We start from the raw sequence: 14,501 nt of genomic DNA on the forward strand, positions 1-14,501 counted from the left end.
ATAAAATTTCAACGACTAATTTTTCCTCTCGGAATGCTTTTTATTGTGCTAACTATTTGATTTGTCGTTCTAACAAAATACATTCTCTGTAAATGCATTCTAACTAAAGAAGATGTAAATCAAACGGTTAAATTATTCAACAAAGCCCAGTTATAGCTATTGGTGTCGACCTAAGGAGCCAGATATTGAGCGGACGATAAAACGTAGCCTGGTCAGCGAAGCGTGGAACGTTAGTGGCGGGTCTGCGGGCGCAAGGACTATCGCCACGATGGTTACCAATACACACGACGTGAAACTTGGGCGGTGGTTAGCGGGTAAGTTGATGAAAGAATTAACCCTCGTTAGTTGCCAAACAAGAAAACATCAATACAACCGAGGTGGAAATGAACGTATTGATATTCCAAATCTGCTCAATAGGCAATTCGCTGTTATAGCCAAGCGACATTATTTTGATAACAGCCAGCTATGCTTCTTTGCCGCATATCAGGGCATAGGATGTAATCATTTTTAAGTCGGTTGGCTATACCAAGCCTGACCAGGTTTGGTGCGGCGATGTAACCTATATTTGGACAGGCGCCCGATGGGCGTATCTGGCGGTGGTATTAGATTTATTTGCCCGAAAACCCGTGGGTTGGGCAATGTCGTTTTCGCCAGATTCAGAATTAACAGCCAAAGCACTACAAATGGCTTGGGAACTGTGTGGGCATCCCAAACAAGTCATGTTTCATAGTGACCAAGGAAGCCATTACACCAGTCGTCAGTATAGGCAGGCATTGTGGCGTTATCAGATGACCCAAAGTATGAGTCGCAGAGGAAATTGTTGGGATAATAGTCCGATGGAGCGATTCTTCCGTAGTCTGAAGACTGAATGGGTGCCAACGACTGGCTACCAAAGCTTTAGTACTGCTCAATCATCCATTATTCGCTACATAACCCATTATTATAGCGATGTCAGACCTCACTGGTATAACGGTGGGTTAACACCAAATGAATCAGAACGGCTGTTCCATCAACAGTCAGGTAGGGTGGCCAAATTTAGTTGACCACTACAGTGCATGGCAAACCTTACTTATAGCTAAACGACTTAATTTTGATTACATTATTTAAATGAGCTATTCAATTGATTTTAGACGTAAAGTGATATCTACACGGAAAAACGAAGGGTTGAGTATCCGAGAAACAGCGAAGCAATTTCGGATTGGCCCTGCCTCTGTATCGCGTTGGATTAATCAAATAGAGTCAAAAGCATCGACCACGCGTCAGCGAAAGATCGATAAATCCGAGTTGATAAAAGATGTTGAACAATATCCAGATGCTTACCAAAAAGAACGTGCAGAGCGTTTTGGCGTTTGTCAGAAGGCCATTTGGCAAGCGCTTAAAAAGCTGGGATTGACCTATAAAAAAACTCTACGTCATCCGAAAGCCGACGAAAACGCCCGGCAGGGATTTCAACAAAAAAAACAACAGTATGAAAAAGAAGGTAAACCTATTGTTTTTATTGATGAAAGTGGTTTTTCACACGATGCCCCACGGACTCACGGCTATTCCCCAAAAGGTCAACGGTGTTTTGGCCTGAAGAACTGGGGAGCTAGGGGAAGAACAAATGTTATCGGCGCTTTATTAGGCACAACGCTGTTTGCTATCGGATTATTTGATATCAATATTAACAGCGATGTTTTCTATGCCTGGGTCACACAAGTCCTTATCCCAGTACTCCCTAAAAACAGTGTAATCATGATGGACAATGCCACTTTTCACAAAAAACATAATATTCAACAAGTCATCATCGATGCAGGGTATATGGTGGAGTATTTGCCTACATATTCGCCAGATCTTAACCCAATTGAGCATAAATGGGCACAAGCAAAAAGCAAAAAAAGAGAGATGGGTTGCGATACAGAGAGTTTGTTCTCAGTCCATATGGTGTAATCAAAATTAAGTCGCTTGGCTATACACAGCAGGTGGTCTGCCTTTACAAGTTCCCGATGAAGTGACGACCCCCGCGGGGTTGCTACAGTTCTATCTGTACTGGCAACCGCAATGGGGACCGGGTGAAATGCGGCAGTACGCGAATTTTTATTGGAAGGCTACGGTGGGGCATTACGTTGTTTTACATTCACATTAAATTTAACATAATATACATTATGCGCACCAGTGCACCAGTATACGTGATGTCACTCGCCCACACCTGATTTGGCCCCGGCGGGTTAAAATTCTGGTTCAGCAGGTTTGCGGCCACCTCTGCACCCGGGCGGGGTTTTGTCGTGACCTTATAAGTCCGGCGCTGTCGGCAGACCAGCCCCTCTTCCTGCATGAGTTTCCTCACCCGCCAGCGGCTGATTATGATGCCTTCTCCACGAAGCCTTTTGACCAGCGTCCGGCTTCCTGCTCCCTGCCTGCTGGCGGCGAACAGCGCCTTTAACCTGAACCGGACCTCCACGTCTTTTTGCAGCGGTTCGGCGGGCTTTTTTCGCCATGCATACCAGGCAGAGGCTGTCACACGCATGACCCGACAGAGTGTACGAACGCTGAAGTCAGTGGCATTGTCGAGAATGAACCGGTATCTCACGACATATGTTTCGCGAAGAAGGCACTCGCCTTTTTTAGTATCTCCTTCTCTGTACGTAACTCTTTGTTTTCCTTTTGTAACCGTTTTAACTCTGCACGTTCATCATCGCTGAGTACGCCGTTGCTCTGCTCGCGTGCCAGCGAGACCCATGTATGCAGGGTTTTGTTGCTTATGCCCAGCGATGCTGCTGCCCTGGCTATCGTATAGCCCTGCTCTGTTATAGCCAACCGACTTAAAAATGATTACAGCCGATGCCCTGATATAGCTAAGCGACATTATTTTGATAACAGCCAGCTATGCTTCTTTGCCACATATCAGGGCATCGGCTGTAATCATTTTTAAGTCGGTTGGCTATATGTGGCAAAGAAGCATAGCTGGCTGTTATCAAAATAATGTCGCTTAGCTATACCAGGGCAACGGCTTCCTTTTTAAACTCAGGGGTAAATTGTCGTTTATGGTTCACTAAACACCTCCGTTTTGGATGTAAGTTTAGTGTCCTGATTATTCAACCACTACAAGGCAGGCATTGTGGCGTTATCAGATGACCCAAAGTATGAGTCGCAGAGGAAATTGTTGGGATAATAGTCCGATGGAGCGATTCTTCCGTAGTCTGAAGACTGAATGGGTGCCAACGACTGGCTACCAAAGCTTTAGTACTGCTCAATCATCCATTATTCGCTACATAACCCATTATTATAGCGATGTCAGACCTCACTGGTATAACGGTGGGTTAACACCAAATGAATCAGAACGGCTGTTCCATCAACAGTCAGGTAGGGTGGCCAAATTTAGTTGACCACTACACGCCGAAGAACTTGGTAGCGAATCAAAAGCCTGCAAGATCATGGGCGTGTCGCGCGACACGTTTTACCGTTATCAGGAACTGGCTGCTGAAGGTGGCATCGATGCACTGGTTAACCAGAACCGCCGGGTTCCCAACCTGAAGAAACGCGCCGACGAAGCCACTGAACGCGCGGTTGTTGAATATGCCGTTGCCCCATTCCCACTCGAAACGCAACAAAGTGACCCACTTGCCAGAGTCGGATAAAATCACCGTTCTGGCCATACTGGAGAGCCTGTTGCATGCAGGGAAAACCTCTGACTCAGAAAGAACGGTTCTACATCGAAAAGCGGCGTGGTGAAGGTGTCAACCAAGCTACCATCGCCAGAGAGCGTGCTCTGCCTCGCTCGACCATCAGCAGGGAACTCAGACGCAATACCGACCCTACTTTCAATGGTGTCTACTGCTGTAGAAGGGCGGACACTCTGGCCCGGGAACGCCGTCATAAGCCTCTGCCAAACAATGCTTTTTACCCGTTGGAGCCACACATTCAGAACTTCATCAGGCAGGCGCTTTCCACTCACTCTTCACCTGAAATCATCAGTGGCCGTTTGCACCTGGAATTCGGTATATCTGTCAGCAAGAATACGCTATATCTCTATATCCTGCAGGAGAGACAGGCTGGCGGGGAGCTATATCAGCAACTTCCTCATCGGGGAAAACGTTACAGGTACAATGCCGAAAACCTCAAATCAGGCCCTATTCCCAACCGTGTTGGTATTGAGTATCGCCCAGCTCAAGCCGAGCTTAAACAGGAGCCTGGCCACTTCGAAATTGACACTATTTTTGGCAAACACCAGAAGTCATTCTTGTTAACCATCGTAGATAAAGCATTGAAAACCGTCATCATTCGCAAACTGCCTAATAAGCGTGCGGAGACTGTGGTTGCTGCTTTCAGGGACATTGAAGCTAATACCTTTTGCAAGTTTAAGACCCTAACAGCTGATAACGGCCCTGAATTCGCTCTGCACGAGCAAATTACTCAAATCACAGGGGCGCAGGTCTACTTTGCCCATCCTTATCATTCCTGGGAGAGGGGCTTGAATGAGCACACCAACGGGCTGATACGACGTTTTTACCCAAAGGGAACAGACTTCAGTCAGGTCAGTCATCGTAAGATTGCCGAACTCGAACACATACTCAATACAAGGGGCAGAAAATCGCTGGGCTATCGTTCCCCCAATGAGGTATTTTTAACGCACTTACTGGTGGCATAACCCTCTACCGTTTTGTTGCGTTTCGAGTGGGAATGGGGCGTTGAGTTCCCGGCCCACGGGCAGCACCGGACCAGTAATGAGCTGCGTAAAAAAGGCGTGTTTATCTCCGGCAGCGGCGTGCGGTCCATCTGGCAACGGCACGATCTGGAGAACTTCCGTAAACGCATGAAGGCGCTTGAGGAAAAAGTTGCCAGAGAAGGCATCGTGCTTACCGATGTCCAAATCGCAGCGCTGGAGAAAAAGGCGCATGATGATGAGGCCAGCGGCGAAATCGAGACGGCTCATCCGGGTTATCTCGGGTCGCAGGACACCTTCTACGTTGGCAATCTGAAAGCGGTGGGCCGTATCTACCAGCAGACGTTCGTGGATACGTACTCGAAAGTGGCACACTGCAAGCTGTATACGATAAAACGCCGATCTGCTCAATGATCGTGTACTGCCGTTCTACGAGGCTCAGGGACTGCCGATGCTGAGAATACTGACCGACAGGGGAACGGAGTACTGTGGTAAGGTGGAGCAGCATGATTACCAGCTGTATCTGGCCATCAACGATATCGACCATACAAAAACGAAGGCGATGTCTCCGCAGACGAACGGCATCTGCGAGCGCTTCCATAAAACGATTTTGCAGGATTTTTATCAGGTTACGTTCCGCAAGAAGTTATATGGGGACCTGGAGAGCCTGCAGGCAGATCTGGACAACTGGTTGTGGCATTACAATAATGAGCGAACTCATCAGGGAAAAATGTGCTGCGGGCGAACGCCAATGGCCACGTTACTTGATGGAAAACGGGTCTGGTCAGAAAAGGATCTGAACCGGATGTAATCTGACAGACACCTGTATAAATAACCGGTAACTGTCAGATCAGGTCTGAGCTAGTACATTTCATCCGGTGTCGTTGATATGTTCTCTTGTCTTCGATCTCCAAAAGTCCAATGTCCTCTAACGCTGCAATGTTCATAACCTTACAGCGTTAGAGTGATCTGCTAATCGTCGTACCGCCTGTCGGCGGTCAGTTAGCTCAGTTAGCCCGGTGGTATAAAACTCTGGGACTCTGCCTTCCATGTACAATGCGAATCTACTAACACTGACGGTAGCCACATTAACATGATGAAAATACGGTTACGGTAGAATCCGTCTCGCCCAGGCTGATTGCTTGCTACGGTAGCAATATACTCTAATCCCGGAATGACAGGCTTTGATGGGTCTGCATTTTCCCATTCCTGCGCTTCAGCGGTTAATTTTTTCCACAGTTCAGGAGCCGGATATTCCCCTAATATGCCCATTCTTCGGGAGTTGAAATTACCATAATAAACAACCAGCCTGTTTGCAGGAATAATCCCTGCTCGGCCACTTGATGTGTAAAATTTGTCGACCCCCTCCATTCGTGGCGGTGTTGTTGACAGAGTGCCTTGGGCATTAGTGGGTAAAAATATATTCAACGTTGAGGCAACCATTAACACCCAAAGCTTCTTCATAAGCATCCTTTCATTTTTTCCTGGTAATACATTCACTGGTTATAATTTGAAGCACTTTAACCGCCAGGACCTATATATAAGCAGTTGACGTTCAATGGCATTGAAACCAATGTAAAATTAGCGAGTTTGCTCTACAATGGATTTTCTAACCTACAACGAGATCCCTTCCCATGCCCAGACTGACACAGAAAGACATGACTGAGAGTGAACAGCGACAGCTCAAAACGCTGCTGGATCAGGAAAGGAAGAAACGAGGTCGGACATTAACCAACGCGGAGAATAATCGTATTAAAGACGATTATATCGATAAGTTGATGAAAGAACGTGAAATGGCAGCGAAGCAGGCTCGTGCAGAGCAGAAGAAAAATAAATTCAAACCGGATGCTAACGTCACCTATAAATGGTCTGCAAATACTCATGTGCGGGGACGCCGTTAGGCCTGCTGTTACGCAGGATTCCTGCCTAATAGGAAAAGATAGCAACGGATGAAGTGGTACGACTATTGGATTGTTGTCGCCGGCGTGTTAACCGCGTGCAGTCTTGCTAATGATGTGTTTAAGGCGCTCAGAACCGGCGTATTTGAAGAAGCGCTCAAAGGCACATCAAAACGTAACTATGGAGAGTGTAAAAAGATCTGTGTAAATGGCATTTTGAGGAAAACCTTCAGAGGACAAAAAATGCCTATCAGCAACGAACTTATTGACCAACTGCTTCAGGATTGCCATTCCCCTCAGGAGCTTCTGGGTGAATCAGGCCTACTCAAGGAGCTGACTAAAAGACTGGCGGAACGGGTTCTTCAAGCTGAGATGGAGATACACCTTGGGTATGCTAAGCATGACCCGGCTGGTAATAATTCAGGCAACTCCCGCAATGGCAAGACATCCAAGAGCGTACGTAGCCAAAATGGGGCGCTCGAGCTCGATATTCCGCGCGACCGCAACAGTACCTTCGAGCCGACACTGATCGGTAAGCACGAAAAGCAGCTTAACGGCTTCGATGACCGCATTATTTCTCTCTATTCCAGAGGGCTATCAACCCGTGATATTCAGGCTCACTTTAAAGAAGTCTACGGGGTCGATGTTTCCGCTGGCTTCATTTCTCAAGTGACCAATGCCGTGATGGATGACGTTAAGCGCTGGCAGCAACGGCCGCTGGATGCGTTTTATCTCATTGTTTACCTTGACTGTATTGTGGTCAAAAGCCAGGACGGCGGAGCCGTGACCAACAAGTCTGTTTACTTGGCTCTAGGCATCAACGGCCAGGGCGAAAAAGAGCTGCTGGGGCTATGGATAGCCAAAACTGAGGAGGCCAAGTTCTGGTTATCTGTAATGACAGAACTGAAAAATCGTGGGCTACAGGACATCTTCATCGCCTGCTGCGATGGCCTGAAGGGCTTTCCTGATGCCATTGAAGCTGTTTACCCGCATACGCGGGTACAGCTCTGCATCGTGCATCAGGTGCGGAACTCGCTGCGCTACGTCGGCTGGAAAGAGCGTAAAGCCGTTGCTGCTGACCTCCGCACTATCTATAGTTCCGCAACGCTAGAGGGCGCTGAAGAGGCCCTGGATGCCTTCGCGGACAAATGGGATGAGCAGTTCCCGACGATCAGCCCATCGTGGAGAAATAATTGGGAACGTCTCATCGTCATTTTTGATTTTCCGCCGGAGATCCGCAAGGTTATCTACACCACCAACGCGATAGAGTCGTTAAATGCTTCATTGCGCAAGATAACGAAAACGCGACGAATATTTCCAACGGATGACTCGGTGCTAAAATTATTCTATCTAGCCTTGCATAATATCTCGGCTAAATGGACCCTACCAATCAGAGACTGGAAACCGGCTATGAGCCAATTCATGTTGATGTATGGAGATCGGATTTCCGGTTAAGCGATGGAGCCATTTACACGAAATTCTTTACAGACTCAGCGCCTCGGTTGCATGACCCAAATTTTACGGAATCGTAGACCCTTTATTGATGATACCTTCTTACTCCTTAGCGCCGGTCTTTGGAATTTCCATCTCAGAACAGCGTAAAATTTACTTCAATCACCGAAACACCCTTATTTCACTATTAAGCAACACGCTTAGTGCCCGGCCGTCAGCGATTTTAACCAGGTTATGTCCCATGACCACACCTGTCTGGCGGCTATCGCCTTCCAGGTCGACAGTGGTTTGCTCTGCCGGGCCTTCTGCCGGCCCCGGTGCGTGGTTTCACCCGCCCGCCGCAGCACCCGGTAGAACGTTGATTCGCTGGCGATATAGCGCTTCTCATCAGCCAGCACCGGAACGATTTGCGATGGCGGCAGGCTGGCGAACCGGGGTTCATGGCAGATGGCCAGCACCTGCTGTTCCTCTTCAGCACTGAGCTTGTTTTTCGGTGCCGGCCGTGGCGTCGAGGTTCGCCGATCGTCCGGTATCTGCTGCCAGCGTTGCAGGGTCCGTTCACTCAGCCCAACGCAGCGACAGGCCTCGCTCAGTCGGGCCCCGCCAGCGACGGCTTCCTGCACCATCGCCATCAACTGTAGCCTGCCGGCAGTGCGCGTCATTCGGCCTCGTTTTTTTCGTCGAACAACGCCTTCAGCTTTTTTTCCAGGAGCAACAGCGCGGCAGCTTCGGCAAGCGCTTTATCCTTACGGGCAATTTCACGGTTAAGTTGTTGGTTTTCTTTTCTTAATCGTTTTATTTCGGCTTTTTCTTCTCGCTGACCGGGTTGCATTAACTCGTCCTTCCACTGCTGAAGTTGCTCAGGATACAGGCCCTTACGGCGACAGTATTCAGCTACAGCGTGGGCAGAAAGCGGGGCCGTTTCAACCAGTACAGCAAAACGCGCTTCCTGAGACCACTCACCGGGAGGTGTTTTCTCTGCGGATACAGGCAAAGTGGAAATACCCGCCTCTGAGCGCCAGTGGTAAAGCGTTTTTATCGGGATCGCCTCCTGGCGTGATAACTGGCTGACGGGTTGATTATGCGGTGGAAGCATTCTGGCGATCACAGCCGCTTTACGCTCAGGTGAATAGATTTTCATTGTCGTCTCCAGCCCCTCAGATTTTTTTCACTCAGAGGCGACAACTACCCTGACATGGGTGGTTGATCCCGACACCAAGATAAGGACGCAGTTTGTCTTTCGCATCACGGAAATAATACTGCGCCATTAAAGATGGGTGCAAATGACTCACCTGCGCAACGTTACCGACAGTTTGCAGCACTACATTGTGCGTAAACGGGGTTGCAGCCAGCAATTCCACGCCAATGTTATCGGTGACCATGTAGCTGAACGTCAGCCCCAACTGCGTATCGTTGTCGACCTTAAAAGAGCTTACGTTAAGCACCGTGTCCCCACCTGCATTCGGACGCACGGTAGCGGTTCCTGCGCGCACAATAAAATCACCAGCCTGATGCGCCTGAGCGAAGACAGGCAGCAACGTTGCGACGAGTAGAGCCAAAGACGTTTTTTTCATTATTATCCATTCCCTTTATATGGTTTAAAATCGAGCGCAGAATACCTCTAAGTAGGTATTCTTGTTTTAAGCCAGATCACAACTTTCACGCTGAAAAAGCGAAATTTAAAACACATCAAGATGCGCTAAATACTTAAAAAAACTAAAATTGATCTGCGTCAATTTTCAACTTAAAACACAATTAGTGCTCAGGCTCATGCTGCGCCTTCACACCGCTGAATCGTTGACGCTATAGTGAGCGACAGTACGGCACCCTGTGATGACGTTGTGGAAGAGGTAAACCATGGACGCGTCGAACCCGAAATCGAATAGCGGTGACAATCTCAACAGCTGCCTGCAATGCGGTGCCTGCTGCGGTTTTTTTCGTGTCTCATTTTACTGGGCAGAGGGGCTTTGTTGAATAATTTAACCGTTTGATTTACATCTTCTTTAGTTAGAATGCATTTACAGAGAATGTATTTTGTTAGAACGACAAATCAAATAGTTAGCACAATAAAAAGCATTCCGAGAGGAAAAATTAGTCGTTGAAATTTTATAATGCTTATATAAATCAGTATCTTAAATTATTCAACAAAGCCGGGCAGAGGCTGATGATGGTGGCGGAGTGACGCCAGCAAGCCTGACAGAACCCATTACTCCGTTTATTCGCTGTATGCAGGGCACCAACAGCACATCGCACTGTCGTTGCACTGCGCTTGAGGGCGAAATCGGTCAGGCTGTCAGTTGCAAGATCTATGCACAACGCCCTTCGCCGTGCCGTGAGTTTTTACGATCGGGTGAAAACGGTCAGGAAAATGGCGCCTGCAACCGAGCCAGGGCCCGCTATGGCTTGCCCCCGCTTTAACCGCCCCATTCCCAGTCGAAACGCAACAAAACGGTAGGGCATTATGCCGCCTGTAAGTGCGTTAAAAATACCTCATTTGGAGAACGATAACCCAGCGATTTTCTGCCTCGCGTATTGAGCAGGTGTTCGAGTGCTGCAACCTTGCGATGGGTGACATAATTGAAGTCCGTTCCCTTCGGGTAAAAACGCCGTATCAGCCCGTTGGTATGCTCATTCAACCCGCGTTCCCAGGAATGATATGGCCGGGCAAAGTAGACCGGTGCCCCCGTGACTTTTGTAATTTCCCCGTGCTGGGAAAATTCAGAACCGTTGTCAGCAGTCAGGGTTTTAAACTCGCAGAAGGTATTGGCAACGATGTCCCTGAAGGCCGCTACCACTGTCTCTGCTCGCTTGTTGGGCAGTTTGCGAATGATGACCAGCTTGACGGCTTTATCGACCACCGTCAGCAGGAATGATTTCTGATCTTTGCCAAAGATGGTGTCAATCTCGAAATGACCGGGTTCCTGCTTGAGGTCAGCAACGGCCGGCCGCTGCTCAATGCCAACACGGTTGGGAATAGGACCGCGTTTGTTCTCATCGGTCTGATAGTTATACCGTTTACCCCGATGAGGGAGCTGCTGATACAGCTCACCGCCGGCCCGGCGCTCCTGCTGGATATATAGCTAAACGACTTAATTTTGATTACATTATTTAAATGAGCTATTCAATTGATTTTAGACGTAAAGTGATATCTACACGGAAAAACGAAGGGTTGAGTATCCGAGAAACAGCGAAGCAATTTCGGATTGGCCCTGCCTCTGTATCGCGTTGGATTAATCAAATAGAGTCAAAAGCATCGACCACGCGTCAGCGAAAGATCGATAAATCCGAGTTGATAAAAGATGTTGAACAATATCCAGATGCTTACCAAAAAGAACGTGCAGAGCGTTTTGGCGTTTGTCAGAAGGCCATTTGGCAAGCGCTTAAAAAGCTGGGATTGACCTATAAAAAAAACTCTACGTCATCCGAAAGCCGACGAAAACTCCCGGCAGGGATTTCAACAAAAAAAACAACAGTATGAAAAAGAAGGTAAACCTATTGTTTTTATTGATGAAAGTGGTTTTTCACACGATGCCCCACGGACTCACGGCTATTCCCCAAAAGGTCAACGGTGTTTTGGCCTGAAGAACTGGGGAGCTAGGGGAAGAACAAATGTTATCGGCGCTTTATTAGGCACAACGCTGTTTGCTATCGGATTATTTGATATCAATATTAACAGCGATGTTTTCTATGCCTGGGTCACACAAGTCCTTATCCCAGTACTCCCTAAAAACAGTGTAATCATGATGGACAATGCCACTTTTCACAAAAAACATAATATTCAACAAGTCATCATCGATGCAGGGTATATGGTGGAGTATTTGCCTACATATTCGCCAGATCTTAACCCAATTGAGCATAAATGGGCACAAGCAAAAAGCAAAAAAAGAGAGATGGGTTGCGATACAGAGAGTTTGTTCTCAGTCCATATGGTGTAATCAAAATTAAGTCGCTTGGCTATAGCGATAGAGCGAGTTCTTGCTGACGGACAGGCCAAATTCCAGGACCAGGCGCCCACTGATGACCTCAGGTGAGGTGTGGGTAGACAGCGCCGTTCTGATAAAGTCCTGAATGTGCGGTTCAAGCTGGTTAATCACGCTGTCCGGCCGAGTTTTCTGCCGCCGCCCTCTGGCCAACGTTTCGGCCCTTCTGCAGGAATAGACCCCGTTGAAAGCGGCGTCGGTATTGCGTCTGAGCTCCCTGCTGATGGTAGAACGAGGAAGCTCCAGTTCCCGGGCGATGGTGGCCTGGTTAACCCCATCACCACGCCGTTTTTCGATGTAGAACCGCTCTTTGTGAGTCAGATGTTTTCCCTGCATGCAACGGGATCTCCAGTAGGGCCAGAACGGTGATTTTATCCGGGTCTGGCCAGTGGGTCACTTTGTTGCATTTCGACTGGGAATGGGGCACCTACCTAATAAAATTGCAGCGAATACCCTTTTCAGACGTGCAGCAAGGTGCAACCTTTTGAGGTAACAGGTTACAATGTGGATCATTAGGCGCGGTGACGCGTCGTTTTCACTGTTGAATAGCCAAGGAGCCTTCATGTCTATCACGGCCGGTACCCTCTACCGTGACACTATGAATTTTACGCGTAACCAACTTATCGGCCTGTTGTTGCTGTCATTGCTCACGGCGGTCATTACTGTCATGTTAAATCAGGCATTGATACCCGCGCCGGAACAGTTACAGCTATTAAGTAATGTCAGCGGCGATCTCTCCAGCACCGGTCAATTAGGGCTGCACGACCTGATTCAACAAATGACGCCCGAGCAGCAGATGGTGCTACTCAAAGTTTCCGCTGCCAGCACCTTTGCAGCACTGGTCGGTAATGCGTTGCTGACTGGCGGCGTGCTGACGCTGGTGAGACGGGTCTCGGCCGGACAACCGACCAGCGCGCTACGGTCAATTGGTGCCTCCGCTCCGCTGCTGCCACGACTGTTTTTTTTGATTCTGGTGGGTACTATTTTGGTGCAGTTGGGGATGCTGCTGTTAATCGTGCCGGGGGTGTTACTCGCCATAGCGGTGAGTTTATCCCCGGTGATCGCCGCAGTCGAAAATAAAGGCGTTTTCGCCTCCATCCGCCTCAGTGCAAAGCTCGCCTATGGCAATTTGAAGCTGGTTGCCCCTGCCGTGCTCTTTTGGTTATTGGCAAAAGTGGCCCTGCTGATGTTGGTTGCGCGTCTGCCGCTGGCATCGCCTACCACCATGGCAATCCTGATGAACGGGGTGAGTAACCTGGTCTCTGCCATCTTTTTGATCTATCTTTTCCGTCTGTATATGTTGCTGCGTCAATAATGCGTGAATGTGCCGTCTGCGGACGGCATGTTTGATTAACAGAAAAGTAATGTTCTGCAAATTATCACGATAAAACAGGAAGCGGATGGCGCAATCAAGGATAATGACAACCAGCAGAGACGATCGCCTACGGGTGAATGTGGTTAATCTTTGGCACCTCGCGTTGTAACGGGTCGATATAATGAAGCAACTTCTTGATTTTTTACCTTTAGTTATCTTTTTCGTCGTATACAAACTGCACGATATCTTTTGGGCAACCGGGGCGCTGATCGCTGCCACACTCGCCGCTTTTCTCTATAGCTGGTACAAATTCCGTAAGGTGGAAAAAACCATGCTGGTCACCGTGGTGTTGGTCGCGGTGTTCGGCGGGCTGACTATCTATTTCCATAACCCCGAATTCATCAAATGGAAAGTAACGATCATCTATGCCTTGTTCGCTGGTGCGTTACTGATCGGTCAATGGTTTTTCAACAAGTCGCTGATTCAGAGCATGCTGGGCAAAGAGATTACGCTGCCACAACCTGTGTGGCGCAAGCTGAATACCGCCTGGGCACTGTTCTTCATTGCCTGTGGATTGCTTAATATCTATGTTGCATTCTGGTTGTCAGAAGGTCTGTGGATGAACTTCAAAGTATTCGGGCTGACAGGGCTCACCTTGTTGTTTACACTGGCCTGTGGCGTTTACATCTACCGCCATCTGCCGCCTGAGCAGAATAATAACGAAAGCAAACAGTAATCCTTTAAACGTTAACCTGAGACGACGATGAGCACTACTCAAACTGCACCTCACGGTGAGCTGGTTTTGCGCACGCTGGTCATGCCCGCGGATACCAATGCCAATGGCGATATCTTTGGTGGCTGACTGATGTCGCAAATGGACATTGGCGGTGCCATTATGGCGAAAGAGATTGCCGAAGGACGCGTTGTTACGGTACGCGTTGACGGCATGAGTTTCCTCAAACCCGTCGCCGTTGGTGATGTGGTTTGCTGCTATGCCCGCTGCCTGCGTACCGGTCGCAGTTCACTGGACATCAATGTTGAAGTGTGGGTGAAAAAGGTCTCCACCGCCCCCATCGGGCAACGTTACCGTGCAACCGAGGCGCTTTTCACCTATGTAGCCTTAGATGAAGCGGGCCACCCCTGCGAGTTACCGGCCGGGAAAAGCCACTTTACCGCACCCGACCCAGCCCAGGAACAACCCTGATCGCCAGTAA

The 14,501-nt window shown here is 48.6% G+C and carries 17 protein-coding genes and 8 pseudogenes; 16 read left to right on the forward strand and 9 right to left on the reverse strand.

Annotated elements, in window-relative coordinates; all coding sequences use genetic code 11:
* Positions 1-289 precede the first annotated feature (289 nt).
* The 3 genes and pseudogenes from ACQGXV_RS30440 to ACQGXV_RS30450 form a co-directional block, all read left to right on the forward strand.
* A pseudogene (locus ACQGXV_RS30440) lies at positions 290-1,043 on the forward strand (IS3 family transposase); the annotation flags it as partial.
* 64 nt (positions 1,044-1,107) lie between these two features.
* Positions 1,108-1,929 (forward strand): IS630 family transposase, encoded by an 822-nt coding sequence (locus ACQGXV_RS30445; RefSeq protein WP_440864113.1) that lies wholly within the window; start codon positions 1,108-1,110, stop codon positions 1,927-1,929.
* Positions 1,930-1,951: 22 nt separating this feature from the next.
* Positions 1,952-2,074, forward strand: a pseudogene (locus tag ACQGXV_RS30450) (class C beta-lactamase); the annotation flags it as partial.
* Positions 2,075-2,116: 42 nt separating this feature from the next.
* On the opposite strand, the gene ACQGXV_RS30455 reads toward ACQGXV_RS30450, so the two are convergent.
* Genes ACQGXV_RS30455 through ACQGXV_RS30465 form a run of 3 tightly spaced genes read right to left on the reverse strand, consistent with a single transcriptional unit; the run spans position 2,117 to position 2,957 of the window.
* Positions 2,117-2,506 (reverse strand): IS3 family transposase, encoded by a 390-nt coding sequence (locus ACQGXV_RS30455; RefSeq protein ID WP_440864114.1) that lies wholly within the window; start codon positions 2,504-2,506, stop codon positions 2,117-2,119.
* A gap of 59 nt (positions 2,507-2,565) precedes the next feature.
* A complete protein-coding gene (locus ACQGXV_RS30460; protein WP_440864115.1) occupies positions 2,566-2,796 on the reverse strand; it encodes a transposase in 231 nt (76 codons plus the stop codon).
* 38 nt (positions 2,797-2,834) lie between these two features.
* On the reverse strand, positions 2,835-2,957 hold the full coding sequence (locus ACQGXV_RS30465) for a hypothetical protein (protein ID WP_440864116.1): 123 nt from the start codon (positions 2,955-2,957) through the stop codon (positions 2,835-2,837).
* 129 nt (positions 2,958-3,086) lie between these two features.
* Between ACQGXV_RS30465 and ACQGXV_RS30470 the strand changes: the two are divergent.
* From ACQGXV_RS30470 to ACQGXV_RS30485, 4 genes and pseudogenes are all read left to right on the forward strand, one after another.
* Positions 3,087-3,365: pseudogene (locus ACQGXV_RS30470) on the forward strand (integrase core domain-containing protein); the annotation flags it as partial.
* Between the two features lie 9 nt (positions 3,366-3,374).
* Positions 3,375-3,587, forward strand: a pseudogene (locus ACQGXV_RS30475) (helix-turn-helix domain-containing protein); the annotation flags it as partial.
* Positions 3,588-3,652: 65 nt separating this feature from the next.
* Positions 3,653-4,627: an IS30 family transposase gene (locus ACQGXV_RS30480; RefSeq protein ID WP_440864117.1), complete on the forward strand. Its 975-nt coding sequence runs from the start codon at positions 3,653-3,655 to the stop codon at positions 4,625-4,627.
* Between the two features lie 39 nt (positions 4,628-4,666).
* A pseudogene (locus tag ACQGXV_RS30485) lies at positions 4,667-5,453 on the forward strand (integrase core domain-containing protein); the annotation flags it as partial.
* 200 nt (positions 5,454-5,653) lie between these two features.
* On the opposite strand, the gene ACQGXV_RS30490 reads toward ACQGXV_RS30485, so the two are convergent.
* A complete protein-coding gene (locus tag ACQGXV_RS30490; protein ID WP_440864118.1) occupies positions 5,654-6,106 on the reverse strand; it encodes a hypothetical protein in 453 nt (150 codons plus the stop codon).
* 170 nt (positions 6,107-6,276) lie between these two features.
* Here ACQGXV_RS30490 and ACQGXV_RS30495 point away from each other — a divergent pair, with 170 nt between their 5' ends.
* From ACQGXV_RS30495 to ACQGXV_RS30505, 3 genes are all read left to right on the forward strand, one after another.
* On the forward strand, positions 6,277-6,543 hold the full coding sequence (locus ACQGXV_RS30495; RefSeq protein WP_440864119.1) for a DUF3811 domain-containing protein: 267 nt from the start codon (positions 6,277-6,279) through the stop codon (positions 6,541-6,543).
* 240 nt (positions 6,544-6,783) lie between these two features.
* A complete protein-coding gene (locus tag ACQGXV_RS30500; protein WP_440864120.1) occupies positions 6,784-7,995 on the forward strand; it encodes an IS256 family transposase in 1,212 nt (403 codons plus the stop codon).
* 3 nt (positions 7,996-7,998) lie between these two features.
* Positions 7,999-8,142 (forward strand): hypothetical protein, encoded by a 144-nt coding sequence (locus tag ACQGXV_RS30505; RefSeq protein WP_440864121.1) that lies wholly within the window; start codon positions 7,999-8,001, stop codon positions 8,140-8,142.
* 50 nt (positions 8,143-8,192) lie between these two features.
* Here the strand turns inward: ACQGXV_RS30505 and ACQGXV_RS30510 are convergent, their stop codons facing one another.
* The 3 genes and pseudogenes from ACQGXV_RS30510 to ACQGXV_RS30520 form a co-directional block, all read right to left on the reverse strand.
* A complete protein-coding gene (locus ACQGXV_RS30510) occupies positions 8,193-8,654 on the reverse strand; it encodes a helix-turn-helix domain-containing protein (protein ID WP_440864122.1) in 462 nt (153 codons plus the stop codon).
* Positions 8,651-9,133, reverse strand: a complete 483-nt coding sequence (locus tag ACQGXV_RS30515; protein ID WP_440864123.1) for a transposase — start codon at positions 9,131-9,133, stop codon at positions 8,651-8,653. The genes ACQGXV_RS30510 and ACQGXV_RS30515 overlap by 4 nt, the downstream gene beginning before the upstream one ends.
* A 58-nt stretch (positions 9,134-9,191) precedes the next feature.
* A pseudogene (locus ACQGXV_RS30520) lies at positions 9,192-9,566 on the reverse strand (OmpW family outer membrane protein); the annotation flags it as partial.
* A 580-nt stretch (positions 9,567-10,146) separates the two neighbouring features.
* Here ACQGXV_RS30520 and ACQGXV_RS30525 point away from each other — a divergent pair.
* Positions 10,147-10,410 (forward strand): annotated as a pseudogene (locus ACQGXV_RS30525) (YkgJ family cysteine cluster protein); the annotation flags it as partial.
* 41 nt (positions 10,411-10,451) lie between these two features.
* Here the strand turns inward: ACQGXV_RS30525 and ACQGXV_RS30530 are convergent.
* Positions 10,452-11,066, reverse strand: a complete 615-nt coding sequence (locus ACQGXV_RS30530) for an IS30 family transposase (protein WP_440867454.1) — start codon at positions 11,064-11,066, stop codon at positions 10,452-10,454.
* A 38-nt stretch (positions 11,067-11,104) separates the two neighbouring features.
* Here ACQGXV_RS30530 and ACQGXV_RS30535 point away from each other — a divergent pair, with 38 nt between their 5' ends.
* Positions 11,105-11,470, forward strand: a complete 366-nt coding sequence (locus ACQGXV_RS30535; RefSeq protein ID WP_440863997.1) for an IS630 transposase-related protein — start codon at positions 11,105-11,107, stop codon at positions 11,468-11,470.
* Entirely contained in the window at positions 11,394-11,927 is a 534-nt protein-coding gene (locus ACQGXV_RS30540; protein WP_440867276.1) for an IS630 family transposase, read from the forward strand. The genes ACQGXV_RS30535 and ACQGXV_RS30540 overlap by 77 nt, the downstream gene beginning before the upstream one ends.
* A 6-nt stretch (positions 11,928-11,933) precedes the next feature.
* Here the strand turns inward: ACQGXV_RS30540 and ACQGXV_RS30545 are convergent, their stop codons facing one another.
* Positions 11,934-12,308, reverse strand: coding sequence for a transposase (locus tag ACQGXV_RS30545; protein WP_440864124.1), 375 nt, complete (start codon positions 12,306-12,308; stop codon positions 11,934-11,936).
* A 226-nt stretch (positions 12,309-12,534) separates the two neighbouring features.
* On the opposite strand from ACQGXV_RS30545, the gene ACQGXV_RS30550 reads away from it, so the two are divergent.
* From ACQGXV_RS30550 to yciA, 3 genes and pseudogenes are all read left to right on the forward strand, one after another.
* On the forward strand, positions 12,535-13,287 hold the full coding sequence (locus ACQGXV_RS30550) for a YciC family protein (protein WP_440864125.1): 753 nt from the start codon (positions 12,535-12,537) through the stop codon (positions 13,285-13,287).
* Between the two features lie 181 nt (positions 13,288-13,468).
* Positions 13,469-14,023, forward strand: coding sequence for a septation protein A (locus tag ACQGXV_RS30555; protein ID WP_222160695.1), 555 nt, complete (start codon positions 13,469-13,471; stop codon positions 14,021-14,023).
* 27 nt (positions 14,024-14,050) lie between these two features.
* A pseudogene (gene yciA, locus ACQGXV_RS30560) lies at positions 14,051-14,491 on the forward strand (acyl-CoA thioester hydrolase YciA).
* Positions 14,492-14,501: the final 10 nt, after the last annotated feature.

It is taken from the genome of Symbiopectobacterium purcellii (genome assembly GCF_052050035.1).
GTDB classification, from domain to species: Bacteria; Pseudomonadota; Gammaproteobacteria; order Enterobacterales; family Enterobacteriaceae; genus Symbiopectobacterium; species Symbiopectobacterium purcellii_A.